This window comes from Enterococcus hulanensis (assembly GCF_005405485.1).
In the GTDB taxonomy this organism is placed as follows: Bacteria; Bacillota; Bacilli; order Lactobacillales; family Enterococcaceae; genus Enterococcus_A; species Enterococcus_A hulanensis.
The window spans coordinates 148,582-175,474 of record NZ_BJED01000010.1 but is presented as its reverse complement, the minus strand read 5'-3'; the positions used below and the strand labels follow the sequence as shown (position 1 = coordinate 175,474).

The 26,893-nt window shown below is 35.4% G+C and carries 19 protein-coding genes; 1 reads left to right on the top strand and 18 read right to left on the bottom strand.

Going from position 1 to position 26,893, the window contains the following annotated elements; genetic code table 11:
- From FFR60_RS12860 to FFR60_RS12850, 3 genes are all read right to left on the bottom strand, one after another.
- Nucleotides 1-302 (bottom strand): WxL protein peptidoglycan domain-containing protein (locus FFR60_RS12860; protein WP_371853371.1); only part of this gene is annotated, 302 nt, incomplete at its 3' end.
- 78 nt (nucleotides 303-380) lie between these two features.
- Nucleotides 381-1,040 carry a WxL domain-containing protein gene (locus FFR60_RS12855; RefSeq protein WP_137664452.1) on the bottom strand — a complete coding sequence of 220 codons (660 nt, stop codon included), beginning with the start codon at nucleotides 1,038-1,040 and terminating at the stop codon, nucleotides 381-383.
- A 377-nt stretch (nucleotides 1,041-1,417) separates the two neighbouring features.
- Nucleotides 1,418-2,536, bottom strand: a complete 1,119-nt coding sequence (locus FFR60_RS12850; protein ID WP_137664451.1) for a tyrosine-type recombinase/integrase — start codon at nucleotides 2,534-2,536, stop codon at nucleotides 1,418-1,420.
- A 1,449-nt stretch (nucleotides 2,537-3,985) separates the two neighbouring features.
- On the opposite strand from FFR60_RS12850, the gene FFR60_RS12845 reads away from it, so the two are divergent.
- Nucleotides 3,986-4,936 carry an alpha/beta hydrolase gene (locus FFR60_RS12845; protein WP_137664450.1) on the top strand — a complete coding sequence of 317 codons (951 nt, stop codon included), beginning with the start codon at nucleotides 3,986-3,988 and terminating at the stop codon, nucleotides 4,934-4,936.
- A gap of 1,299 nt (nucleotides 4,937-6,235) precedes the next feature.
- Here FFR60_RS12845 and FFR60_RS12840 read toward each other — a convergent pair.
- The 15 genes from FFR60_RS12840 to FFR60_RS12775 all read right to left on the bottom strand — a co-directional run bounded on the left by FFR60_RS12840 (nucleotide 6,236) and on the right by FFR60_RS12775 (nucleotide 26,577).
- Entirely contained in the window at nucleotides 6,236-7,333 is a 1,098-nt protein-coding gene (locus tag FFR60_RS12840) for an LPXTG cell wall anchor domain-containing protein (RefSeq protein ID WP_137664449.1), read from the bottom strand.
- A gap of 286 nt (nucleotides 7,334-7,619) precedes the next feature.
- Nucleotides 7,620-7,751: a hypothetical protein gene (locus tag FFR60_RS23095; RefSeq protein ID WP_283205007.1), complete on the bottom strand. Its 132-nt coding sequence runs from the start codon at nucleotides 7,749-7,751 to the stop codon at nucleotides 7,620-7,622.
- 435 nt (nucleotides 7,752-8,186) lie between these two features.
- Entirely contained in the window at nucleotides 8,187-8,984 is a 798-nt protein-coding gene (locus FFR60_RS12835; RefSeq protein WP_249355000.1) for a winged helix-turn-helix domain-containing protein, read from the bottom strand.
- Nucleotides 8,985-9,008: 24 nt separating this feature from the next.
- Entirely contained in the window at nucleotides 9,009-10,511 is a 1,503-nt protein-coding gene (locus FFR60_RS12830) for a coiled-coil domain-containing protein (protein WP_137664448.1), read from the bottom strand.
- The gene (locus FFR60_RS12825; protein ID WP_137664447.1) at nucleotides 10,511-11,227 is read right to left on the bottom strand and encodes a hypothetical protein; all 717 of its coding nucleotides are present in this window, start codon (nucleotides 11,225-11,227) and stop codon (nucleotides 10,511-10,513) included. Before FFR60_RS12825 ends, FFR60_RS12830 begins: the two co-directional genes overlap by 1 nt.
- Before the next feature lie 125 nt (nucleotides 11,228-11,352).
- Nucleotides 11,353-12,444, bottom strand: coding sequence for a coiled-coil domain-containing protein (locus tag FFR60_RS12820; protein WP_249354999.1), 1,092 nt, complete (start codon nucleotides 12,442-12,444; stop codon nucleotides 11,353-11,355).
- The gene (locus FFR60_RS12815) at nucleotides 12,437-13,174 is read right to left on the bottom strand and encodes a hypothetical protein (protein ID WP_249354998.1); all 738 of its coding nucleotides are present in this window, start codon (nucleotides 13,172-13,174) and stop codon (nucleotides 12,437-12,439) included. Before FFR60_RS12815 ends, FFR60_RS12820 begins: the two co-directional genes overlap by 8 nt.
- 37 nt (nucleotides 13,175-13,211) lie before the next feature.
- The gene (lepB, locus tag FFR60_RS12810) at nucleotides 13,212-13,760 is read right to left on the bottom strand and encodes a signal peptidase I (protein WP_137664445.1); all 549 of its coding nucleotides are present in this window, start codon (nucleotides 13,758-13,760) and stop codon (nucleotides 13,212-13,214) included.
- Nucleotides 13,761-13,801: 41 nt separating this feature from the next.
- Nucleotides 13,802-14,542 carry a hypothetical protein gene (locus FFR60_RS12805; protein ID WP_137664444.1) on the bottom strand — a complete coding sequence of 247 codons (741 nt, stop codon included), beginning with the start codon at nucleotides 14,540-14,542 and terminating at the stop codon, nucleotides 13,802-13,804.
- Nucleotides 14,543-14,570: 28 nt separating this feature from the next.
- Nucleotides 14,571-15,068: a signal peptidase I gene (gene lepB, locus FFR60_RS12800; RefSeq protein WP_283205006.1), complete on the bottom strand. Its 498-nt coding sequence runs from the start codon at nucleotides 15,066-15,068 to the stop codon at nucleotides 14,571-14,573.
- Between the two features lie 22 nt (nucleotides 15,069-15,090).
- On the bottom strand, nucleotides 15,091-17,232 hold the full coding sequence (locus FFR60_RS12795; protein WP_137664442.1) for a glucosaminidase domain-containing protein: 2,142 nt from the start codon (nucleotides 17,230-17,232) through the stop codon (nucleotides 15,091-15,093).
- A gap of 11 nt (nucleotides 17,233-17,243) precedes the next feature.
- Entirely contained in the window at nucleotides 17,244-18,995 is a 1,752-nt protein-coding gene (locus FFR60_RS12790; RefSeq protein WP_137664459.1) for a sortase family protein, read from the bottom strand.
- A gap of 60 nt (nucleotides 18,996-19,055) precedes the next feature.
- Complete coding sequence (locus FFR60_RS12785) at nucleotides 19,056-19,730, bottom strand: pilin N-terminal domain-containing protein (RefSeq protein WP_137664441.1); 675 nt, start codon at nucleotides 19,728-19,730, stop codon at nucleotides 19,056-19,058.
- A gap of 3 nt (nucleotides 19,731-19,733) precedes the next feature.
- Nucleotides 19,734-24,764, bottom strand: a complete 5,031-nt coding sequence (locus tag FFR60_RS12780; RefSeq protein ID WP_137664440.1) for a SpaA isopeptide-forming pilin-related protein — start codon at nucleotides 24,762-24,764, stop codon at nucleotides 19,734-19,736.
- Between the two features lie 22 nt (nucleotides 24,765-24,786).
- Nucleotides 24,787-26,577, bottom strand: coding sequence for a SpaH/EbpB family LPXTG-anchored major pilin (locus FFR60_RS12775; RefSeq protein ID WP_137664439.1), 1,791 nt, complete (start codon nucleotides 26,575-26,577; stop codon nucleotides 24,787-24,789).
- Nucleotides 26,578-26,893 lie beyond the last annotated feature (316 nt).

Here is a 26,893-nt window from a genome sequence, read left to right as displayed (position 1 = left end):
TGGGCGTAATCAATGGCGCCGATCGAACTGCTTACCGCGTCATGAATGTTGATTTGAACAGTCACAGGGGCTTCTTGTAAACTCTTGAGCTTGACTTGAATGGTCTGTGTTTGTTCGGGCATGACCGATAAATAAAAATAGGTCTTTGTCCGATCCACTTGATTCTCTGGAATGATACTTTCCACTGAAAACCCCATCTTTTCTTCCGTCCCGGTTTCGTCCGCGAAACTGCGTGTTGGAAATAAAAGCAGACACAGAAGAAAGGAACAGACAAGTGTTGAATACATGACTTTTTGTCTCACAGGTGGCCTCCTAACTATTCATCCAAAGATGAAAAGGGAGAGGAGTTTCACTCCTCCCCCAAATGGTTACTTTCTTAATTAGAGCGTGTCATCCAATGACCAAGTCAATGTCCCTTGGTATTGTTCGCCCACTTGTGCGGCATTTGCAGGTACTTCTAATTCAATGTTGTCCATTTCCATAGCCGATTGTCCTTGGAATGTCCCTGTACCTGTGCCGTCTTGCATCACTGTCACTGCTGTTCCGCCAGCATTGACTGTTTGGCTGGACGATGAGATCGTTGCTGTACGTGCCCCAGCTGCAATAATTGAACCTGGTGCTTCTGGCGCGTTCATGCCTTGGTACCCTTGAAGAGCAGAATCAAATTTCAAAATGGCACCCGTTAGGGTTTCAGTCGCAGCTGCATTTTTTAATTCTGTTAATTGTGCCGTTAATTTCCATTCATCGGTGGCGCCTGCACGTGTATCACTGATTACGGCATATTTTTTATTCCCTGTGATCTCTGGGAAATCTTTAACAACCGTATTCACCGTATTTGCATTGTGGAAATCGAGTTTCAATGGGGCCCATTGAATTTCTAATGGTCCAGGGATTGTCCCAGGTCCATGTCCAGTAAAGCCGATCCCTATTTCAGTATCCGCGTTGTCTACTTCTGTAGCCGATACATTCAGACCTCCTGCCACACAAATACCGACCAAAGTTGCACTTGTTACTAAACCTGCCAATAATTTTTTCTTCATCTCTTTTCTCTCCTTGTAATAAAATAGTTTAGTATATCTAAATGTGCGAAAACGCACAATTGATATTAAAAGAAACAAGTCGTACAATGAACTTAGGAGACACTTTTCCTTTTTTGAAGAATGCCCCTTTTTTCTCTTGGTTTAGCTAAAACCAAGTTGGGTGCTAGAACTATTGATACAAAGCTGTTTTGGAAGGGGGCTTGACGAAAGTTGACGGCTAATAACAAAAAAGACTAATTGAAAACCGATTTTTTTTAATAACAAGTAGCATTTTATCGAGTGAAATTATTCACTCTCGGAGTAAGCGCTTTCTTAAAAAATAAAAAAAGAATAACCGAAAATTCTTCTTTCAAAAATTTTTTAATTTTTGCTTTTAGCTATTCATTTACTCTCTGATGCCTTTTCTCCAATTGAACAATCACCTGCATCCGCTGCTCAATCAGTGAATCCGCATAGGTATCTAAGGTCAGTTGTGTAGATGTATGCCCAAGGATCGCACTGACAGACAGAATATCTCCTTGTACCTCCAAGCAACGAGTCGCGAACGTATGACGTAGTTGGTGAAAATGGATATCTTGAATTCCTGTAGCTTCACGTAATTGATGGAAGTAGTACGTTAACAAACGTGGTTCCATTGGGCGATCATTGGTTGAAAAGACATACTGACTCGTGGATTGTCTCTTTAATCGAAGCAGTTTTTTCTTCAATATCGTTCCGAAAGGAACGAGACGTGCCGACGCTTCCGTTTTCACGGTGTCATACACGAGTTGGGTTTTCCGTAGCCCATCTACTAATGCCAGTCGTTGATAGGTATGAGAAACTTGGATTAGATTTCGCTCAAAATCAATATCTGTCCAACGCAAAGCAGCAATTTCTCCAATGCGTAAGCCGGTATTCAAGGCTAAGTACGTGGGTAATCCGCGGACGCCGCCTACGTTTATCGCCGCTGTTTCTAGCTTTTCTTGTTCTTTTTCGGTCAGTGAACGAATTTTTTGTTTCCGTTCTTTCGGTAATTTAATAGAAGAAAAAGGGTTCTCCTTTATATGATCACATTTCTTCGCCTTGTTTAAACACTGGCCTAAGATCTGCATAACCACCTTCATGGTCGAGCTTTTTAACCCATACAGACTCCACTGTTGAACCAAGTGGTTCCCAGTTTCGTGAGTCAGCTCATTTAGCGAGCGATCGCCAATAAATGGAAAGACATATTTGGTCAACTTGTATTGGTAATTTGCATAGGTGGACAATTTCACGTCTTTTTTAATCGCCCGTAACCATTGGCAGCCCCATTCCTCTAAAGGGATGCATGAACTTCCTTGCATCGACTGAATGGTTTGATAACGCACTTTTAACGGATACAGTTTCATTCGTACTTCTCGTAAGGATTTTCCATAGACATAGCCGTATTTCACCTGTCCATCAGCTTTTCGTCCTTTACGATAGCGTCCTTCCCAACGTCCGTCTTTTCTTTGATAAATATTTTCTCCTCTACGCATAGCTTTCTCCTTTTATTTTGACGGCGAAAATGACGTACTAAGTAAACAGTCATTTCACCGAATATTTTGATTTCGACCTTTCGACTTTTTCTTAATTTCATGTAACCAGTGAAATTCATGATAAATGCAACAGTTATTATTAAAATTAAGTTGATTTTTCCAGTTCGTTAGATTACAATATAATTAACATGTTTCCTATAATTGTTATTTATAGGATTCGATAATGATTCATCATCTTGGTTTTAGCTAAACCAAGAGATTTACAGGTTACAATTAATAATTATTTGAATTTATAAGTTATGAAAAGCATCCCCTCACTTCGAGGAGATGCTTTTTTTTATTCATCCAATCATTTCTCCTATGTCTAGCTGAGCCTCCAAGAATCCCTCTCTTCCCATACAAGAGTTCTCAGAGAATGGAGTTTAGCATGCGTATGCTTTAAGTGATTTCCTAAAAATGTACTTTAAAAGTACATTTTTAAGAAATCTGTTGAATACAAAAAAAGGACCTCAAAAAGAAGTCCTTTTTCCAAGAGTCATCAAAGGAAAGTTAGTAATTTACAGTGTCTATTTGAATTTTACTATCAAAGAAATATAGCAGGAGTATAATATTTTGACGCACTAGAGGAGAAATAGCACGTGATCAAAACGTCTCTTTTTCAGAATAGGTTTTATTAATTATAAATAACCGCCTCTTTCTCTCTTATAGAAGATAATCCCTCCACTTATTTTCTGTTCTTTAAATAATTTTAATTTTATTTCCCCGTTTAATGGAAAATGGATCAAAGGACAGAGTACTTCCATCTTGAGCCGCAAGAAATTGTTGGTTTAAAATTGAATACTATTTTTATTTACAGTGTGATTTTGGAATCCAACAAATTGAGTCATCATTTCTTGACTGATTTTCTCCACAGCTTGTTAGACAATTTTCATAAGAGATTCCTCCCTGTTGATTTTTTAAGGTTTTTAGCACCCTGACTTTAACACATGTGATGAAATCTCTATTTTATTTTCCAATAATCATTTTTATGCTAACAATCCTAGTGTCCACTTTACTGAGTCTTTTGATTCTGAACTTCTTACAAGTTATAAATCCAATGATAGTGAATGACAGCTATAACATATCCCGAATTATCGAGAAAGCGCCACAATGAATTAAAATATCCTAGAATGTGTTAAAACACATACCTATAGAGAAACACTCGGTTATTTGGATTTTATAAATGAACGAGTGTGAGGTCCGAGCAGCGATAAGGAAACTAGATTTTCGAACGACTAAAATCGGATGTTCCATTTTTTTATCGAAAACTAGTCATTTAAATAATCATTCCTATAGTTAATGAATAAGTCTGATTCGATTACTACTTTAGTCACAAGCAGCATGTTTTTCTCATTTTTTTGAAAATGGTAATGTTGTCTTGTAACAAAAATTAGCTAGGAGGACGTTATTATGGTAAAAAGAATTTCACTAGAAAAAGAAGCGGTTGAATTTAGCGAAGCAAATGCGCCACACCCACGTATCTATGAATTACCACCAGAAGAAGGTCGTGCCTTACTGGAACAAGTACAAGAATCTCCTGTGATTAAATTAGATGTTGACATTGAAGATAAAATTATGGATACAGGGAAATGGGGCGAAATTAATGTCCGTTTCATACGACCTAAAGGGAATACAAGCGAACTTCCTGTAATTTACTATATTCATGGAGCGGGATGGGTATTTGGTAGTAAAAATACCCATGATAAATTGGTGCGAGAACTGGCAGTTAGAACCAATTCAGTAGTAGTGTTTCCTGAATACGATCGTTCTCCAGAAGCAAAATACCCTACAGCTATTGAACAAAACTATTCGATCTTGCAAAAATTGAAGACCATTTCTAAAGATGAAAAACTCGATATCGATCATTTAACTGTATCTGGGGATTCTGTTGGAGGAAACATGGCCACGGTAATGACGATCATGACTAAACAGCGTGGAGGCATTCCAATCAAACAACAAGTTTTATATTATCCAGTAACGGATGCCAATTTTGATACGGAATCATATAATCAATTTGCAGAAGGATATTTTCTAACGAAAGCTGGCATGCAATGGTTCTGGAATCAATATACAACTGATGAATCCGAACGTAATGAAATTACTGCTTCACCATTGCGTTCTACCATAGAGGAATTGAAGGGGTTGCCAGATGCAATGATTTTGAATGGCGAAGCGGATGTATTACGAGACGAAGGTGAAGCTTACGCACGTAAGTTGCGCAATGCAGGTGTCGGCGTGACACAAGTTCGTTTCCAAGGAATGATTCATGATTTTGTCATGGTAAATTCATTGGACCAAACTCATGCTGCTCGAGCTGCAATGGATCTTTCAACTGATTGGATCAATAAAAGGAATAGATAGCCTGCAATTAAGAAAGAAAATTTGAGCTTTTCTAAGTTCGATCATACCAAATTAGTTAAGCAAATAACGGGTACCATAAATCATATTATAGAACACCTCTTATTAAGTTCGGCAACTGAATTTAATAAGAGGTGTTTTCATCTCTCAATCAAAAAGAGGTTTAAATCTATTCTTGGTCCTAATGTCATTAATGTTGGCGTAGACGTTAACGCTTTGCGCCGATTTCCCAAGTTGAGATATTGAAAAGGGTAGGTTAGGAACAAGAAAAAAGTCAAATCGACAATTAAGGGATTACAGATTGAAGTAACTTTAATTAGATCTCGTTTCATTCATGACCCGGTTCTGTTGTTTTGTAAAAGCTATAGATATTAATAGAAGGAGTAGGTGGTCATTTTAGTGGACAGGTTTATATTAGAGATAGTTTCAACATTGTATCAATCGCATTTATCTCAGAAATTCTTTTCTTTCTAGCCATAATAAAATCACCTCTTAGCTTCATTTTAGAAAAATAAAAACTGTGAAGCAACCACCTACCTAGGATTAGCGGTTACTTACACAGTTAATATTAACTATCCATTCATCCAAAATGGACAAATAATGAAAAAGCTTTATGATTGGTATCTCCCCCTTCGTTATCAGGAAAAAATCCATATTAACACGAGTGCTTCTATACATATCAAGGACGAAAAGAAACAAGGCTTTTTCCGGACAAGGAAAAAGCCTTGTTTCCGTATCGGCGGTATTCTGAGGCTCACCGAGAGATTGTTGGACGAGAAGTATTGTATTATTCAGAGATTCCCTTAGTAGTTGCTTTCTTCTCAAGGTTATCCGTAGAAATCTAAAGTTTAGATTCACGGTCATATATTTATCTCAATAGAGTTCATTCATCCTGGTAATACAACTGATAGTCAAGAAAAGTGTACCATATCCCGTGAACTAAATTGCTGCAGGTCCTAACCACCCTTTTTCACCGCGGATTCTGATTGTATAAGATTTCTAAGAAAATCTAAAACTTTAACTTCTTAAGTTATGATGGCAATAATTCCTGATCAAAATCAACACTATATTTGTCCGTTGGCTCTTCTTGAGAGATAAATCTATAAGATTTTTGCTTGCTATATAATAATAAGGTCGCTTCAGTTCTTATCTTTGGCCCCTAATATAGATTAATGAAATATTTTTTTATATTGTTGAAAGTTAAACTATTGACTACTTTAGAATAAGAAAACCATGAGTAATTCTATTTCTTTCATGAATTACTCACAGTTTTCAGTTAATTATTCTCTATTATAGATAATGCTAAATTATTTTTTTCTTGCTTTTTGTTCCTACGTATAAACAGATTCCTAGTAAAGCAATTCCTAGCGCTACCAAAGAATTTGAACTACTTTCTCCAGTTTCAGGAAGTTTACTTTTTTCTGAACTCACTGATTCTACATATCTAGTAGCGGTGGAAATAGCTTTTGGTTTCCCTACCACTGTTTCCACAGGATCTGTTGTTTCCGTTTTCGAATCTTCTAAGTCCAGAGGGTTTTCTTTACTTTCATTATTGTCGATATTTTGTTTTGTCTCCAAAATTGTCAGAGTAATAATCTTTTCTACATTGATTTCTTCTCCATTTAAATCAGTACCTTCAATATAGAATCTAATTTTATGAGTGCCAACTCCTACTAAGGTATTACCTAGAACTGTCACTTTGATAGGATTTCCAATAATTTCGTAACCAAAATCCAATCCTTCTGTATTCTCAAATTTTGCCCATGATAGAATATCATTTTCCGTCAATTTATCTCCCACATACATTGTTTTATCGGATACTTGAATAGACGGTTTTTTGGTTACACTTGGTTCTGTTGTACTTGGTTCTGTCGTACTCGGTTCTGTCGTACTCGGTTCTGTTGTACTTGGTTCCGTTGTACTTGGTTCCGTTGTACTTGGTTCCGTTGTACTTGGTTCCGTTGTACTTGGTTCCGTTGTACTTGGTTCTGTTGTTATTAATACTAACGAATTAAGCGCATAGTTCATTGAACTAATATAAACTGAGTAATCCAAATTATAATCTAGACATGCTTGAGCATTAGACACCGCAGTTTGTAGTTTAGCAATTGAATCTTCGGTGTATAGGTGCGAATTCGCAATAGCATTATTTCCCTGATTAACTAAATTTTGTAATTCTGCTCGTAAAGTTGCATCATCATTCGTTACACTTGGTTTTGTTTCATCCACTTGCACTGATGTAGATGTATTGTTTTCATTTACTGCTAATGATGGTGTTGTACTTGATTCAGTTGATGGTACTGGTGCTGCTATCGACGTGCTTGATTCGGTTTCAGCAGCTAGTATTGCTACTGATGTGCTTGATTTTGTTTCTACTGACTCCGCATTTGCAAATGACAATGGAGCTGACAGAAGAAATGGTCCGCATAATAATGTAATTCCTAAAACCCTTAATCTATTTTTCATAAGTATCCCCTTATTTATATATATTTAAAAAGTATAGAAGTGACGAGTGCTGTCTAAAGAATATGGTGAACTTCCCTCCTATTAATGAAAATTATCACTTCTAACTACTTCCCCTAATTTTTATTATCTTATGCACTTGTATGTCTCTTTTTATCCTTGCTTTAACTGTTACTTCGTTGTTAGTAAAAAAACAAACAAGCTATTCACTCTCATAATCCTTTTAATTAATTGTTTGGTTTGCATGTCTGTTCACTCTAAATTCATTCATTTTTACTATTAATTCTTTACTTGTACAATTCTTAGATGATTGAAGACTAATATTTATTTCTCCTAATCCCATTACTCTATTCATTTGAATTACCTCTTGTTGATAATTAAAAGATCTTGCTATAAGAATTTTTTATTAACAAAATAGACTGAGACAACTAATTACCTCTCATTTTTTTACTTCATTTCATGGGATTAAAATGGGGAAGTATCAAACTGAGAAAAGTAATAATAAAATCCTTGATCATTAAGAAGAATTGAGTTCGTTTTTTAAGTTCAACAATCGATACTTTGGAAAGTAAAAAAAACAATATCTAATAAAAGCAATTTTGATAAGAGGTATCTATTTCGTTCATATGACATATCCAATGACAAGATCATCATAAAGAATAAAAAGAACTAAAAGTAATAACTCAACTGGCTTTACCCTGCTTTGATACACCACAAACTCTATTCTTATTGGTTAATTCTCCTTTGTTTATAGAATTTATTATGACGAATGCTTTAGCATCCAAAATTTTCAATTGATTAAGGTTAAGGTATCATCTGATTCAACTATTCTTAGCAATTCCTGATCAATACGATACCCTTTACCCCAAATGGTATGGATTGCAGACCCCTTTAACGGTGCTTTTTTGAATTTTACTTTTACACGTGTAATCGTGCTTGAAAGAGAAGCTAAATGGGACTTGGTGGGTCCTTCTCTCCACAGCTCTTGGCAGATTGCTTCTCTGGATATTATTTGGTTTCCAGCTTTTACTAGAATCGACACGAGTCTAGATTCTGTATGAGATAAATGCAACAAAACTTCGCGATAAGCTGACGTATCATCAAAGCTGTTTTTTGATATTTGTAATGAAGGATCTTGCAGTAATGATGCACTTCTAGAAAATTGAGAGAGTTTTCTTTCATTTAGACGCTCAACGCTTTTCTCAGTTAGAGAATTCAATACTGATAAACATTCTCTCAATTCATCAAGAGAGTCCTTAGTTGAAATAATGGCATTCAAGAAACCTGTTTCAAAAAAATTCTGATCAACTTCTGTGACTTTTTTTTCAACTTTTCTAATAATCTTGAAAGATGAATCACTCAGTGTTGACGATAATCTGACAACTTCTGATTCACAAATACTTTCACTTATGATTACATATTGGAAAATATTGAAAAAAATTGAAGTGTTTTCTTGATGCATCAATTCATCAAAAAGTCTTACTGAACAATACACTTCATAATTTAACGATTGTAATTTATTCTGAAGCTCTTGTTCGATTAAAATATTTTTTGTTAAAATCAAAACCCTATCCATATATAAACCCATCCAATCTTTTCTCATAAAAAGTAGTTAATTTTGTTTATTATTTAATAGCGCTCCTTTAGCAAGCTGTTCAACTTTTTGTTCCAAGTCCGTATATATATCTATTACCGTATCTTTCGACTCGGAAACTTCTAACAAAATTTTTCTTGCACGATTGCCGATTGTTTCCACTTCTAACTCAGCTTCATCAATTAGATGTTTTGCCTCAGATTGTGCTTCTTCAATCGTACGATTTGCCTGTTTTTTTGCAGAAAACAATACTTCGCCAATCTCTAATTGAATTTTTGTAGATTCAACTTTTAATTGGTCATTTTCTTTTGTCAATTCCTCGATTTGCTTCTTTGCTTGTGCTAATTCATCTGGAGAAAAAGATACTTCTTCTGATTGTTTGACGAGTAACTCTTCAAACTGTTTTAATTGTTGATTTTTCTGTTGGATGACTTCTTCTGTAGTCTTTAAACGTCTAAATAATTCCGCTTTCTCAAATTGTATCGCCTCACAATTATTTTCTAACTCTTCCACTTTTTCGTTCAATTCATTTACAAGATTGACGTTATCAGTAATCGTCTGTCCTTCTAGCATTACGTCTATTTGTTCTTTTAATTGAAGGATTTCATTTTCTTTTTTTGTTAAATCTATACTCAACTCTTTATTTTTTTCGTCTAAATCGGCATACTCTTTCCTGTCAGCAAGCTCTGCTTCCATCAAAGTGATTCTCTCTTGAGCTTGATGTAAAGCTTCAGTCAACTCTTCTTTTTCTTCGCTAAGTTGTTCTTCTAATTGTTGCTTATCCTTATTATGTTCCTTTATATTTCCCTCCATATTGACTAGTCGCTCCTCCAATTGCTTATTTTTGATGACGTGTTGCTTCAATTGACCTCTCAATTCTCCACGTTCTTCTTCTAATCGATTGACCTGCTGAATAATGCTCGTATATCTTTGAACACTCTCAAAGTGTTGTTTTTTCGCCTTCTTTAGTTGAGTTTCATAATCCAAAAGCGTTGCTTTTTGCTTCTCACAATACTCATTTAATTGCTCATACGCTTTTTGGGGTTCTGTTCTTTCTAGATTTAATTGTTCAAATCGTTCGTTGAGGGTTGAAATTTCTTTTTCTTGTTTTTCTATTATTTCGTTTGCTTTAAGAAGTTCTACTTTGTTTTTTTCGCAGCTATCCTTGAATTGTCCAAAGTCTTTTTGTTTTTCCTCATAGCTTGTAATTACCTCTGTTAATTGAATATTTCTTTGTTCCTGCTGTTCGATCCTTTCTTTATAAGTCGTTTCTTGGATTTTTTTTGATTGAAGTATTTTCTTATGAGCTTCTTTCAGCTCCTCCAGTTCCTTAGATAAACGACGATTATCAGATAAATAATCTTCTTGTCGCTGTATTGTTAAGTTGAGTTGTTCTTTTAAATGTTCATTTTCCTTTACCTGATCCTCAAGCTCCAACTGTTCTTGCTCTATCTCATCATTAGTAAACTCTTTTATTTCATCAATCAAATTTTTATTGAAAAACCAATTATTTTTAGCCATCAACCTTTTCCTTTCCTCAATTTCGATTGAAATCTAAACTGTCCTTCATCATCTCTTATATAGCTTCCTTTATATAAATCATTTCCATTTTGATCATTAATATTAATCTGTATTTCTGAAATATTTTTGATCTCTGAGATTTCCCTTATAAATGCAGAAATATTTTGACCAAGAATGACTAGATTAGCATTTCTAGATTCTACAGATCCTGTTAATAGAATAGAAAAAGTATCGGACTCGCTACTTGATGAAAAAACAAAATTAGCTTTACCAATATATGGGTGAAGTTGGTTGGATATAGAATGTTCTACTTTTTCTTTATGATCAATCGTTTGATTGTCACTGACTAAATTTTTTTTTAACCCTATGCCTGAGGAGGGATACTCTTCAAGTAGCACGCTTGTAGACTCCTTCTGTTTCATCGAACGGACTTCAGATTGAAGCATACGATTATTAGTTGTGATATCTTTCATAGTTATCTCTAGGCGGTAAATTGTAATAATGGATACTATAATTGATGCTGACAACCCAACTAATAAATAAATAAGACTCTTTCGTAACTCCTTCTGTTTGAATTGCGCCAGTTTTAATTTAAACAAACGCGAACTCTGATTGACTGAGACCCTATTCAATCGATAATGAACCAGCATACGATACATTAAGAAAAGAGAAATGATTCCCATGATAAACAAACACCCTAATGTAATCACCCTCATTGCCCCCTCCTACATGATTTACTATATTTACTCTAATGAGAAAACTTATATGTTATGTACAGCTCTAGAGAACAAAGAATCTTTTATTCTGAAATTCTTTGTTCTCGTTTTTCTCATTAAGATGGTTATTTAGAGGAAGCAGGCACGTTAGAATAATCAAATTTGGATACTTCTTCTGCTAAGACAACTTCATTCTTAGCTAACTGATCAACACGCGTTTTTAGCTCGTCATAAATGACCATTATTGCCTGTCGAGATTCGTCAACTTCAAATGAAATTTCCTTAGCTCGTTCCTGAATCGTTTGAATTTCTTGTTCAGAATGCTGAATAATTCGTTGAGCATCCAATTTAGCTTTCTCTACCATTCGATTCGCTTGCTTGCGTGCGGCTACCAAGACTTCTCCAATCTCATGTTGAGAATATTGTGCTTCCTGCTTTAGTTTGTCGTTTTCTTTTTGGATAACCATAATTTGACGCTGAAGGTCAGATACTACTTCACCCTCAATAGAAGAATCTCGCTGTTCCTCAAGTAATCGTTGAATCAACGCTTCTTTTTCTTGAATAGATTGTTCTCTTTCATTGATCCCTCTCTCAATTTGATGAATCTTTTCTTCCTTTTCCTGAATTGTTTGTTGGGCTTCTAGAAGTTGTTTCTCTACTTGCTGAACGGCATTTTGATACTGTGAGTCTACAAACTTCTGTTGTATTTCAATTTCATGATACTTTTCCTTATACCTACTCAATTCATTTTCGACAGTTTGATAATGCTCCAATGATGCATTTAGTTCCATAATCTTATTTTCAGCTTTATCCAATTTTTCTTTCAAATCACCGGACTTTTGATTTTCCTGTAAACTTTGAATTTCTTTACGATTTTGACGGATTTCAGCCTCTAAATTTTGAATTTGGTGCCGATTTTGCGTTTTTTCTTCTCCATTTTTTAGAATCGTCTGTTTATAATTTTCATTTTCTCTAATGAGACGTCGTTTCTCTTCTTTTACGTCATTCTTATACTGTTCAAAAGCTTCTTCTTTTCCTAATAATTGTCGCTTCAATTCTGCAACCTCATCATTGTTTGTATCAACAGTTGGCGCCACAGGTGTGTTCACCATTACATTCTCTGGGACAGAATTAATTTCATCAATAATGTTCTTATTAAAAAACCAGCCATTTTTCTTTTGTTGTGCGGTCATTGTTCTCCCTCTTTCATCAGTCATCCTCTTGAATCAACACAAAATCCTCATTCGCATTTTCACGTGAGAATGTACAACTATACATATTTTTTTTATTATCGTTCAACAAATTCATTTGAAAAGTAATCTGAGTTAACTTCTCAATATCTTTTGCTTCTTTAGCAAAGGTTTTAATATTATCTTTTATTTGTTTTTTATTTTCCTCACTTCCAGAGTTCCCAGCCAAAGCAATATTAAGTGTTTGAGTTGGAATATCTAAAACAATCAGAGTCGTTGACAGGCCAAAGTAAGGAGCAACTTTTTCTGAAATGTCATTCTCAATTTCATATTGTTTCTCTCGATTTTCATCAGCAAATATTTGTTCCCAAGAATAGTCTTTTAACCCAATTCCCTTTTGCGGATATGCCTTAATAGGTAACTTAGTGTTCATCTGTTTTTGTTCTTTCTCTACTTTGTATAGTCTATCTCCAAGTGCATTGTTCTTTTCTTCCAAGGCATACAATTGCTTGTTCAATTGAAATAAACTAAACGTGCTAAGAGATAATCCTACTCCTAAAAATAGAGTCAAAAATAATAGCGCTGATACGTGTTTGTTTTGTTCAATTTGTTTCACATAATCAAGCTTTCTTTGAAAAGATAACGGTAAATTTCGAGGTAGTCTCAGTCTTTCTAGTTGCCATTTGATAGCTATCCGTCGACAAGTTATTATGAATACTGCAATAAGCACTCCTATGCTGATCCAATTTACAATCACCACTTTTCTCCTCTTTTCACTTTATTTCTAGCGTCTTTTATTTTAATGATTGAAAGTCAAACTGGACTGTCCCTTCAATTGATTTCTTAGAAACAAAACCAAATGCTCGGCTATCCTTAGAAACATCGACATGATCACCAATAGTAAAGTACATATCATTAGGAACAGTTGTTAAGTCCTTAAATTCTTCTGAAATTGAAGGTGACAATTGAAAAGTATAAGTTGTCTCAAAGTCATCAATACTCAAAATAATTCGATCATTTCGAATGAAGAGTTTATCTCCTGGAATTCCAATCACTCGCTTAACAAATTTTTCTTTTTCGCCATCAACCGAAAAGGCGATCACATCATAACGCATGATTGTAGCTTTCTTCTTTACTAGTACCACGTTTTTTTCTGTCAGTGCTGGCGCCATCGAAGTTCCAGAGATAGGATGAAGACTGTATGTTTTTCTCACAAACTGTCCCGAGATAAACATGACAACTAACAAGAAAAGGGTCAATATAGTTAGAACAAGACTCTTAGTTACTGAACGTTTATAAGGATTCTCTGCTTTTTTTGCTTGACGTGAGCGGACATTTGGCATAAATTACGATATTCCTTTCCAATATTTTGCTTCTACTATTTCTACTTCTTTTGAATAGTAAAAGCATCGTCTGACTTTTGCCGTGAGTATGTTTTATTAATTAGAGTTTTATTTTTCTTGCCTTCTGTATTCATCACTTTTATATGAATTTTCATTAATTGAGGAATCGTTTCTACTTCTTGCACAAAGGACTCAATATTTCTTACAATCAATTTCTTGTTTTCTTCCTCTTGAGTATTTCCTATCAAAGAGATTGACAATGATTTAGGTGACTTTTCTACACTAGTCAATACTCTTGAAATACCAAAATATGGACCCATCTTAGCAGCTACTTCTGTCTCAAGTTTCATTTGTGTTTTACTTGATCCCTCATGGTCGAAAATTTTTTTCCATTCCAATTTGTTTAATTCAAGGCCTTCTTCCGGATACTGCTTAACCGGCATTTTTGAAATAAGTTGCTTTTGCTCTACTTTTAATGTGTGAATCTCTTCCTGTAATTGTTGAACCTGATTTTTTGTGTATGCGATTTTACTTGAAAGGAGTATTATGATCGACAAAACTATGAATAAACTGATTATCATGGTTAGAAAATTATACTGATTGTATTTCCTTTGCTTTTGATCTTCGATTTTTTCAAAGAAGCTTAGTTTTTCAAGTAAATCTGATGGAGAATTCTTATCATTTTTAATTTGATTTAACTTCTGTTGCTTCACCATTTGATTGAAAATGAAAACAAACATTATGACTAAAAGTACAAGGCATATTCCAATAAGAACAAACAACCAATTTCCACCTCTCTAAGTAATCTGTCTATTTTTTAGACCATAGGACTTTTCCCATTCTACCTTCGATCTGTTTATTAGATACAAAACCAAAGGACCGGCTATCATTAGAAATATCAACATTATCCCCCATAACAAAATAGGCATTCTCAGGAATCGTTGTTCTATTTCTTAATTCATTTGCGACGTCCTTCTCCAATTCAATCTGTATGGTCGTTTGAAAACTATTGCTATTTCCTAAATCAAGAATCATTACATTATTTTGAATGATATAGGAATCACCTGGTTGACCAATTATTCGTTTGACTAATAGGTCCTTATTTAGATGATCCGAAAAAGCAACAATCCCATATCTACTTAATTCCTTTCTTTTATTTATCAGTACCCAATCTCCACTATTCAATGTATCTTCCATCGATTTTCCAGAGATTGGATGTACAATAAAAGTCGTGCGGATAAACACGATAATAAGACTCATAAGAATTAGACATGTTACAAATCCGATATTTATAGTCTTATTCTTCAATTCCTAAGAGTTCCTTTCCACATCACTTTGGTTCAATATAAGAAACAAGCGTTGATTTAGCTAGCTCATTATCTATCACTCGATAAGAAATAATCATTCCGCCAACCACATTACCTTCAGATATTAAGATGCCGTTTGCAGTGACGGCTTCAACGAAAGCAACATGCCCATAACGTGGATCAGAACCGGCTGTTCCTGGAGAGAAGGAAATCAAATATCCCGCAGTTGGTGTTTGTGTAACTTTATATCCTAAAGCCCGACCTTTACTCCCCCATTCACCGCCATTGCCCATAAAGTCATCTACTTTTTTTCCTAATTGGGCAACACGATTATAGGCATACCAAGTACATTGCCCCACAGGATAAGAACCGGAAGAATTATAGTTTTTTCCATCATAATCTGGGAATTTCATTGCTGAACGATACTCTTCTGGTATATTCTCTTTTCCTTGTAATACAGCGCCAGTTTGAGTCCCCTCCACACTTTTAGGAACATCATATTGTGTTAAATGATATGCAGCAATTAATGAACTGATTTTTCTATTATATGAAGTATCTGTCGCATATTTTCCTGTTAGTGCGTCAGCTGCTCTTAAATAGTTTCTCGCATTTGATCGCCATGCAGTTGAGTAGTAATTCTCATTTCCTTGTATTCCTGAACGGATCAATGTAACGTAATCCCCTAATGATTCTCCATAACTGGGATAACTTCTAAATGCCGCATTAATAGAATGCATTTCGCCACTACCATCATCTTCCTGCGTCGAAAAGTTTACAAAAGAGCCTTTAAACGTTCCTTTTATACCAAAAAGATTGTGGTAAGGAGCAATAGATAGCTGGCTTGTTCCCGATCCGCTTTCTACTATGGCTTGAGCGATCATAACTGATGCAAATACGTCATATTTCAACCCTAAATCTTGTGCGTTATCAGAAATTTTCTCAATAAACGCAGTCGTTTGATCATTTGGTTGAAAATCCATAGAAGCCGGATAATTTTTTTCTACTTCCTTTCCATAATCAGTTGCTGTCAGATTTATCATTTCGCTATATTGAAATAACGTTTCTGGCTCCTCCGAAGTGAATTTTTCAATAACTACCTCTCCGTCATCCTCATCCTGTTCTTTCTGCTGATAACTTAAGTAGTAATCATCACCTAAGTACATGCCGACAAGAGCATTCTCCTTGTATAGCAAGTCACCGGGTTCTCTTGATTTACTGTTTGTTTTTTTCACATGTTCAAAATCCTGTCCGAATAATTTTGAAGTAAGTTCATTTAACAGCCTTTCTACAGAATCAACCTGTGAATCGGCCTCTTTCTCTTTTCCAACTAATTTAATTCCCTCAAAAATGAGGATCGCTTTATTTTTGTTTTCAAATGTCCTCAAAAGCGGTAATTCGAATCCTTTCAAATCTGACTCCGCCACTTTGCTGACTTGAAGTGCTTCATCCAGCTCGACTTTAGCTCCTTTAGAAGAAAGTACTGATGATTCACTAGGGTGACTATAAGTAGGTAACATCGATTGTATATTCACAGAAAAGGGGCTTGGTTCTGGAGATCGAACGACTGCTTGACTAGAACTAACAACTGTTAATTCGGATTTCTGCTCTTTTTTTACCGAGGTTGTAGTACCTTCCACTATTTCCGAAGAACCTTTTGAATCCTGTATTGAATTAGAAGTTGATGTTGATGACTCTTCAGGTCTACTACTTTGTGAAGAACTCGTTTCACTTGTCATTATTGTGCTGCTTGATGTCGTCTCACTTAAACCACTTTCAGTAGATGAAGTGCTTGTAGTCTCTGACGTGAAAGTACTAGTCATTGACGTCGAAGAAAGCTCACTACTAGAATTGATTTCATTGCTAGATGTTTTCAGGATATCTGAAGTTTCATTCTTTTTTGATGATGGGGCTGTCGATTGAAGGACTTCTTCCTTTTGGTCTGCAGAAATTACCGCTTCTTCAATAGCCACTTTTTCAGAGGATTCTTGTCCATTGACACTTTGAATACTCTTACTTGAAGCTTCAACAGTAGCACTATGTTCGATCACATTACTGGTTTCTTCAACTATTGAAAGTTCGTCTGCTTTTAAATTTTCTCCAAATAGATTATGGATGGTATATGCACTAATACCAAGAACGCATATACTCAACAATTTCTTTTTCATCATTGTTCTCCTTAACGCATTAGACTGAAAAATAAAATAGGTAATAAGAAAAATAGGAACATTGGAATAATTGTTTGCAATGGATCTGCTACGAACCTTGCAGCAACAGCCATCGAGAAACTGTCAAATTCTGTTACAGGTTCCTTTTTTACTACTACACCATTTGATTTTTTTTCGCTCTTTTTTAGATCCATCTGTTTCATTTGGTTTTCTGATGAATCATCCAATGGTTGAACACCCGTTAACTTTCCTTGAACTACCCGACGGTAGATAGTTCCTATGTTTCCTTCACAACGAACCAAGGTTATTTTTGCTTCTTGCTCGTTTGATTTCTCTATATAAGACACTTCGATGTCTCTAACAACTTTGTTAAGATTTACTTCATAGATGTATATATCTCTGTAATCTGTTGCATAAATCTTATCTCCATTTTTCAGTTTTTCTATTCTGTGCAAAAGTAAGTCTTGATCATAAATATTATGAGCTAGCAAAACATAGTTGTTTTTACCTAACTGTTGGTCCAATTTGTATGTTGCTACTCCTGTTAAGAGGTTCTCATTTGCAAGTCCGGCTAGAATGGGAAGATTAATTTGTGCCTCTGGAATTACTAATTTTCCAATTCCCCAATTATTGATTGTATCTTTTGTTACAGCCTTTGCGTGCGCATAATCTGCTACACTAACGCTAGCAATTTGTTTTTCTTCATAATTGGCCTTGCTTATTTTGTTTAAATTGTAGTCACTCAATGATTCGTCTCTACCTATATCCACGGATGAGACCGTGGTCTCCTGCTGCATATGAGCATATCCATAGATTGCGACTGAAAGAACCGCTGACATAATGACAAATAATAAAACAAAGTACCCCTTTGTTACTCTGAAAAGTAATCTCAACCGCTTCCTGGCTTTTTCGACTACTTTAGGATTATCTGATCTAAATCGTTTCACTTGATGACGATAGATCGCGACTAAAATTAAAAATAGCAACAAATTGATTCCTATTGTTCCTAATACAATCGTTTGATAACTCCATAAGTTACGCTTTTTGATTTTCTTTTTCATAGCGTCTTTATAAGGAATTCTATGACCTGTAACTAGTAATCGATATGTATTAATTCCAGGTGGTGTACACGTTAGCAATGTCACTTGGTCTTTCTCAGGAACAATTTTTACTTTTTCGGCTTCACTCGGTAAAATTTCCTCAAAAGAGTCAATTTGATATGCTAATCGCTTTCCCAGAATGTTGATGAAAAAGAGATCTCCTTCAGTAAGATTTCGGATATCAGTAAAGAGAACTTGGTTCTTAACTCCACTGTGCCCAGTTATAACAGCTCTAGAATCTTTACCGCCTATCGGTACCGATGACTCTTTTAAGTGCCCCAAGCCTTTATCCAATGTTTTAAAAGAGGTTCCGTGAAAGAAAGGCATTTTTTCAATATCAATTGCCGGAATATCAATGGTTCCCATTACTTTTGATTTGTTTTTTAATACTGATTCATAAAGAATTGGCTCAACTTCTTTTCCTTGTTGCTCTCCGAAAATATACTTGTTGTATTCTTTCGCTAACTTATACTGTTCTTCCCGCTCTTTTTTGCTCATTTTCTCGAGTGCATTGTCATAAGCAGTAGATGCTTGGCTTCGTTCACGATTCGCTAAATAATTACCAACGATTGGATACAAAAGAATAGCTATTCCAGAAAAAATCATAAGTATCGCAAATTTCATTAATAAAGAATGGGATTTTTTTTTTCTATTTTTCAACAAAACTCTCCCCTTCTTTTTAAAAGAAGAAGCGTGGATTTCCAACGCTTCCTCTAGATACATTTAGTAATAATGTTTCTTGGATCGCAGCATTCGAATACCTATGACTCCCATTAAGGCTAAAAAAAGAATGATCACATAAAATGAGTAGTAGGAGCCGATCGTTCCACTCGTTTGTGGAATACGTTCCGGACTGGTGCCTTTTTCCGTCGTTATTTCCTTAGGGTCAATTACAGTTGCTCCAGCTACACTCGATTTCGGATAAAGATAAACATCATTTAACGCCTGACCATTACGCTGGGGCAGAGGAAGCTCCAAGATAACTGAGTCCATTGGTTCTTTGATTTGATTATTTGCTTTTTCTATCACACGGTATGTTCCTTGAACCATTCCAGAGAGTTTGGCCTGACCATTACTATCTGTTGTAATCGTCTTGGTGAAGGCGTCTGCTCCTTGTATAGGCTCAAACTGAGCTGTCCCATTGACAGGGGACACCCGGGTAATCTCATAGCTGATTCCTGGAAGCAGTTCGAGTGATTTTCCCTCTTTGTTCACTGCTTTTTCAGCTTTTGTTCCATCCACGGGTAATGGATTTCCTGCCAAATCAGCATCGGTCAACTTGTACTTTACAATTGTTACGCTATAGCCTTGGTCTTCAGCAAATACCTGAAGGGGCAATGAAAAGCTGATTACAAGAAGAAAAAGTAGGGAGAGCCCTTTATACAATTTCTGTTTCATGGGTTACTCTCCTTTCTTTTTTGGTTGACGATAGTAATAAGTAATACCACCAAATCCAGCGACCATCGTTATTGTTGCACCGATTAGAAGTCCAAACACCCATTTATTTGCACCAGTGAAAGGTAATTCTGTTGACTTATCATCTGAGGCAAATAAAGCAACATTCTGATTCCCTTCTACAACCTCTACATCAATTGGTTCCTTAATTAGTTCATATCCTTCTGGAGCCTTCGTTTCCTTAAGTTGATAGCTTCCTTTATACAAATATTCAAACATCAAATAGCCGTTTGTATCTGTATCAGCAGTCGCAATTGGTGTCGTTTCCCCTTTTTTATAGATTTCAAATGTCGCACCCTTTAATGGTTTCCCGGTTGCTTTTTCTTCGTCACTTAACTTACCATCCCCATTCGCATCGACTGCGCTGCCTGTCTCGAATTTAAAGAGACGGATAGTGGCTGGACGGATTAATCCGAGATTCACATTTTCAATTTTGTACGTAGGCGTATTGACATTATCAATACCATTCAAATCTTCTAACAATGGTGCTTTGTATCCTGGTGTTTTATAGGTATTAGGGTCCGCTTTCGAGTTCTTCGTTGGATCATCTCCAACCTGCTGTTTTGTGACATGAAATTCTTTCTTCTCTACCCGGTCGCCGATAACAAACTCCGCAACATAGGTTCCTTCTGGTATCGCAGCAAAGGTATATTTTCCATCTTTATCAGTTTTAATCAACGAGTTTCCAGATGAATCAACAAACTTCTCTCCTGTTAAGCTAGCTTCAATCAATTTATCTTTGTAATTTTCGTCAGCCAAGCTCGTTCGGTAGAGTTTTACTGGAATATCCTTAGCAAATTCTTCTAGCCCACCTGCTGCTTTATTCCCGATTAACCCATCTAAATTATCGTCATACCAAACGACACCAGTTAATTCACGACCATAAACTCGTGTCCAGACCGCTTGCGATTCAACTGGCAGATTTAGTTTGGAGTTCATACTTGCGTCATTTACAAGTACGTCTCCTGCTTTCTGATTTGTGGGCTTAATTTTGATTGTTAGCTCTATTTCCTTGTTTACTTCTAAAGAAGGAACAGATACTAAAACTGCTTTAGCATTCTTTATCGAAGATACTGGAGTTGTTCCCGAGACATAATTTGACCAACCTGTAATTTGGTTAGGATCAGCGCTTTCACTAGTAGATGAATTCGTATAGCTAATAGTTGCGGAGGTATCATTAACTGTTAATTCTTCAATTGTATAGTTACCAGAATACTTCGTTCCACGAGAATCTCCGTCATACGGTAAGACATCCAATACTCTGGCTTCTGGGATTGATGCAGCGCTATTATTGATCATCTTAACTTTATAAGTGATTGTGTTATCAACACCTAAAGGATCAGTTTCACCAAGTTCAATAGCGGGTTTGTTTCCCTTTTTACTTAAGATGATTTGCTGTATAAGTAAAACGATGAACTCATCTTGAGAAGAACGAATACTTTCATCTCTCTTATCATTTAAGGAAGGATTTCCACTTACCCACATTTCACCTATTGTTTTAACTACAAGACTATCTGTGTAGCCATTTTCTTTAAATGAAAGTCTAGAAAAATCTGATTGAGCTTTAAAATTCACTTCAATTCCTTTTTTTCTTTGCTCTGTATCTAAATCGTTAAATGTCCATCGAAGACATATTGTTCCATCATCATTTTCAGAAATATCTGGTTCTTTTAATAGCTCTCCGTTGGCATCATATGAAGAACTCGACTTATATGAAATTCCTTTTGGTAGAGTTGTTGTTAACGATCCATCATAAGTAACAGTGTCACTGCCCGACATCACTCCTGTAACTTTAATGTCTATATCTTCATTAGACTGATACATATTTTTTTTAACATTGGTTTTAGTGGTAATACCAAAAGGCATAGCTACGGCTGAGTCACCTATAAAATTAAAGTAAATATTAGGGACACTTTTGGCTTCTCCCGTATTATAAAAGCTACTTTCGTAATATGTTCCGACCCCTTTTGAATCAGGCACACCCATCCTCTGTTTGGTAGTAGCATCAGTAACCGTTCTATCAGGGGCCTGATAAATAACATTACCTTTGTCGCCTAGCCACTCTTGTGCACTCAATAAAACTAATGACTTTCCTGTTCCCCCAGCTGCTTCAACAGTTACCGGGATAGTCGGAGAAAGCTCTATCGTCCCTGACTTTGGAAACCCTTCATAAGTAAAACCCGCAGTTACTGCACTAATATCACCAGTTTTAATTGCATCTTCATATTTATCAAACCAATTATAGAAAGCTTTGTTATATGAAATGTCTCCTACTTTTCGTGCTTTTGCAGGTGTATCATTAGCTGCTTTTGCTACTCCATACTTAACTGTCATTGTTTGTAATTCTGGTGTCCAACCCCAACCTGGTCCTTTGGCATTTCCGGCGTATCCAATTTTTCTCGATGAATCAAATTTAAAGTCCAGAGGATCCCACATAAATATCATATTTGCAGATTTTACAGACTGATTTGTCGTTCTAAGATAATTCATAAACAATATATCTTGTCCCGTTTCAACTTGATTTGTCCCATAGTTATTAGCCAAATTCAACGCGCCAGGTGCTAATGAACCAAAGTAATTTTCATTAACTGCATCATAATGAGTTCCTGAATTAGCTACTGCAAAAGCTGGAGATGCTTTATAAACGGTCCCATTAGTAACTATGTTGGGGTATATCAGACTAGAGTCATTTGAAGTACTGATACCGTCATAGGTAACTGAATCTATATAGAGTGTCATGTCATATCTTGACCAGTTGTTTCCTTTTGCAAGATTTTCAGATTTGGTTCTATCCCAATAATAAATTAACTCTCCACTTGAAAAAGCTTTATCAGTTGCAGCTTGAGTTCTATTCCCTCTCATAGTGTAAGTATAAGGATTTAAAGTCCCTGCATAATTCTCATTTGAAACATTTGAAAGGTAATTTCCATCAGTAGTTGTGAATTTTCCAGAATCATAAACACCAATTTCAGAAAATTTTTCTGTTGGTTCAGATGTATATATTTTTTTAGTTTCCCCGTTCGGCGAGTCGAGAGCTTCATTGAACTTAGTCAAATCAACCGTACCATTTTTGCTCCATTCCGCTTCATTTCTATTGTTCACTGCTGTAGAAACAGCTCTGACGGTCAAGGGATCATAATAAGTTTGTGGCATAACTTGGTCAGTACCAGCTCCTACTCTATAGGTTGCCTTTTGTTTTATTTGATAAGTGATCTTTCCATTTGGAAAAGTTGATCCTTTATAATCTCCTTTTTCTCTGCCAACCAATTCTTGTAAAACTGTAACAATACCTACATCATAAGCATTGATATTAGAATTTGTTACTCCAAAAACAGAGCTATCTTGGGTTTGCCCCCTCACTAATTGAACACCAATAGATGGTTTTGCTGAAACTATCGTTATTGGTACTTGTTTATCTTTCTCTAAGAGAGTATTAATATCATAAACTTTATTGAAACTCTCTATTTCGCCTGTCTCTACATTCTTGGCATTCACTATCTCTAACTTAATTGTTGGCTGAATTTTCTTCCCTTGGCTAGATCCGTATACATTTAAGATTATCGGTACAAAAACTTGTCCTGTGTCTGATATAACAGATTCCATAACACCTTCAGAAACTTGCGAGCCATCTCCTTCAGAGTTATCTATATACATACCGTTTGCAATTTCACCATTATTTCTTGGTATCGTATCTGTTACTTCAACTGCATTTGGCATCTCAGCAATTACTCGATATCGAATATCAGTATATTCTATGTTCTTTTTTGTATTCTGAATCGAAAATGAAGTCAAATAACTGATTTGATCAAAAGTCCTAACAATATCATTTTCCTCACTAGCATCATTTCCAGGATTATTATCATTGTCAAATTCTGATGTTCCCGTTTTAACAGATAATTTCGCATCTCGAACAATGATTGCGGGATCTTCTTCGGATTTAATTTTGCTTTTTGTTTGAGTTGCAGTTTCTTTTATAAAAACTGGCTTTTTAAGGGAATCTTTCTCTGTATAATTTCTCCTTTCAAGTTCTTTATCATTTTTTTCGGTTTCTTTTGTTTCGACAAATAATATTCTTTCGTAGTCGTTAGGTGATTCTATTACATCTTTTCCTGTAGCTTTTGTTTCTTCTTGCTTTTTATTTTGATTGAGGGACTCACTCTTTTCTTCCGTATCTTTCTGATTTACCTTTTCTTCCTCATCCTTTGTTTCTGTTGTAACAGTATTATTGACTGATTGCTTTGGCTCACTTTTTTTTGATGTTGAATTCCCGTCGTCGGATTCTGCTGCTGAATTATTTTTTTCTTCTTTTGTTGAATTTCTATTTTCTTCTGAAACTATCTCAGTAGTGATTTCTTCACTTTGATATAGATCATTTGTCTCTTTATTGTCTTTAAAGTCCACAAGTACCTGACTTTTCTTTTCATCTTCAGTACTCTGCAGTTCTACTTTTATGGATTCAGAATTATTTCGTTCAATACGTAAGCATTTGCTAACCCCTTTGTTTAAATTTAAATAATACGAGGTCAACTTACCTGAAGAAGTGATTTGGGCAAATTCAGGTGCTTTCTCAGTTATTTTTGAACTTTCCAATTCCATCCCACTAGAATCTTTTTGAATTGCTTCAGGGTTACTATAAATTTCATAAAAATTCGTATAGTTCTTCTCCTCTAATATAGGAACTGTTAGTTGCTCATTCTTTTCATCTATTAAAGTGACCGAAAAACCAGGCTTTTTTTTGATTTTATAAAGGCCCGTTTCTTTTGCTACGATTTGAATCTTAACAATCTCTTTCTCTGTCTCTATTATTTGGTCTTTTTCTGTCTTGTCGTCATCCATGTTCGAAACTTCAACTAACTCGTGATCGCTTAATGCTTTTAATATTGGACCTTTAGGAGTGACCACAAAAATGAGCACTCCTAAAAGGATAATGATGGGAAGAATTATAAGCATTTTTTGCGACTTATTTACTTTCTTCATTGTTCCCATCCTTTCTTAGCTTCTATACTGCACGTCTTTTTTTATCAATCACAACTGCTGTGGTACCAACTGCAATTGCTCCCAAAGCAATAACAATCATAAGAGTCATGCCATCTCCACCAGTAAATGGAAGATCTGTTTTTTCTTTATTTTCTACATCAACAACCACATTCGTATGTGAATCTAGTGTTACAACAACTTCAACTGGATTCTTCAATAATTCATATCCTGTTGGAGATTTTGTTTCGACAATCCAGTAAGATTTCTTGATTTTATCCTTTTCCCAAGTTGCTTCTGATGGAATTGCAGGATCCTGTTTGCCATCCCCATTACTATCTGTAAACCAATCAAGTTTTAACCCATCAAACTTGGCTACACCATCTTTATCAGATGTAGTTGTCAAGAATGTCACGCCCGTCGGTAATGCTGGGGTTGCTGTGCCATCGTCATTTAAAGTATAGGATTTACCATCTGAAGCAAGAAATTTTTTGACCTTAGCATCAGCTTCGGATTCAGAAATATAGAATTCAGCCCCTGCTAATTTATTCGTTTTATCCTCCGAAGATTTACTGATTTTAAAGCCACCATCGAAATATTCAGGTTCATCACTCGTACCTGTAAAAGGCTTTTGTCCTGGAATCAAGTAATTTACATCATATTTATTTGAAATTGTTCCATTGAAATCTTTTAGAGCCTTCACTTTATAAATAACTTGGATCTTTTGATCCTTGTCTTCCTCCACTTTTTTCATCCCAGTATTTGTTAAACTCACAAGCACTTTTTTAACTGAATTAGCATCAGCAGAAACTTTATTGGGAGAAGTTATTGGGGTTCCATTTAGTGACACTTCATATTCCTCGCCATTTGTTAAAGTTGTCCAGGTAACACCGTCTTCCCCTAAAACTCTTACTTCAATATCTTCTAGAGCCAATCTCTGATCAATCTCATCGACCACTTCAAAATAATCCGCATAAATTTCTGTCCCAGCAGCTACATCTAAATCTGGCAATGCATTTCCATCTCTGTCAAACCTATTGATGATTGTCATATCCTGTGTAACCTTGCTATATAAACCACTTGGTAACTTCGTTGTTGCTTCCCATTGGAAAGAATTACCTGCTTGAATTGAGTACCCCTTACCGCCTTCAACAGTTTTATCTAATTCTGTATCCGTTACAATATTCTTGGGATAGACATGAACATCATAAATTAATTTACCAGTATCATCTCGTTGAGTTTGTGGTAAGTGAGCAAAGAATGGCGCCATAGGAGAACTAATTTCTTTCAATGCCCCGGTCTCTTTATCCATGTAATCGTATTTTCCTGTGTCAGGATTCACAACTTCACGAATCAAATAAATACCATCTGCTGCTTTTCCAGTTCCCACATCAAACGTTAACTTGCCATTGGCATCAGTTTTACCAGTCATCTTAGTAAAGCTAGTATCTTCCTCCCAATCAGTTCCTTCTTTTTGTTTCAAAGGATCTTTTAAAGCTGTTGTATTTAAGGGCTTCACCTTGATTAACTCAAAATGAACACCCTCCATCAATTTCTTACCATTTAAATCAGGAGCTTTGCTTGGATCAGGATTAATGCCATCTCCTCTATCACCAAGCTCAGATGTATTATTGATTTCATATTTCCATATAGTAATTGAGCGATCTGATGTATTATCAGATACAGCATTTGAACTAATATTTTGTCCCTCAGCATGTGCAACTAGAATGTTCCCTACTGGAGTCATAACAGAAAGGCTTGTAAATAGTGTTGTTGTTAATGCGATCTTAGTAATTAATACCTTTTTCATTTTCATTTATATATTTCCCCCGTCTCCTCTTAATTAGTAAATAAGCCCAAAATCAATTTTATAAATGTAATCTAAAATTAGATTACGTTTTTCCTTAACAGCCTTAAATATAGTTTTCACTCCTCCCACAAAGTACATTTAGAAAATTTTCTTGTTCCTCAACTAGCCTAAATCGAATTATTTGAATAAGTTTAAATCCTATCGTTTTAGTGGTAAAATGAGATTGATTAACGATGAATATATCTTTACCAAAGTGGATATATTCTCAAATATTTCTTGTTTTTAGTACAAACAAGAAATGTTTCAATAGCACTGATAATTC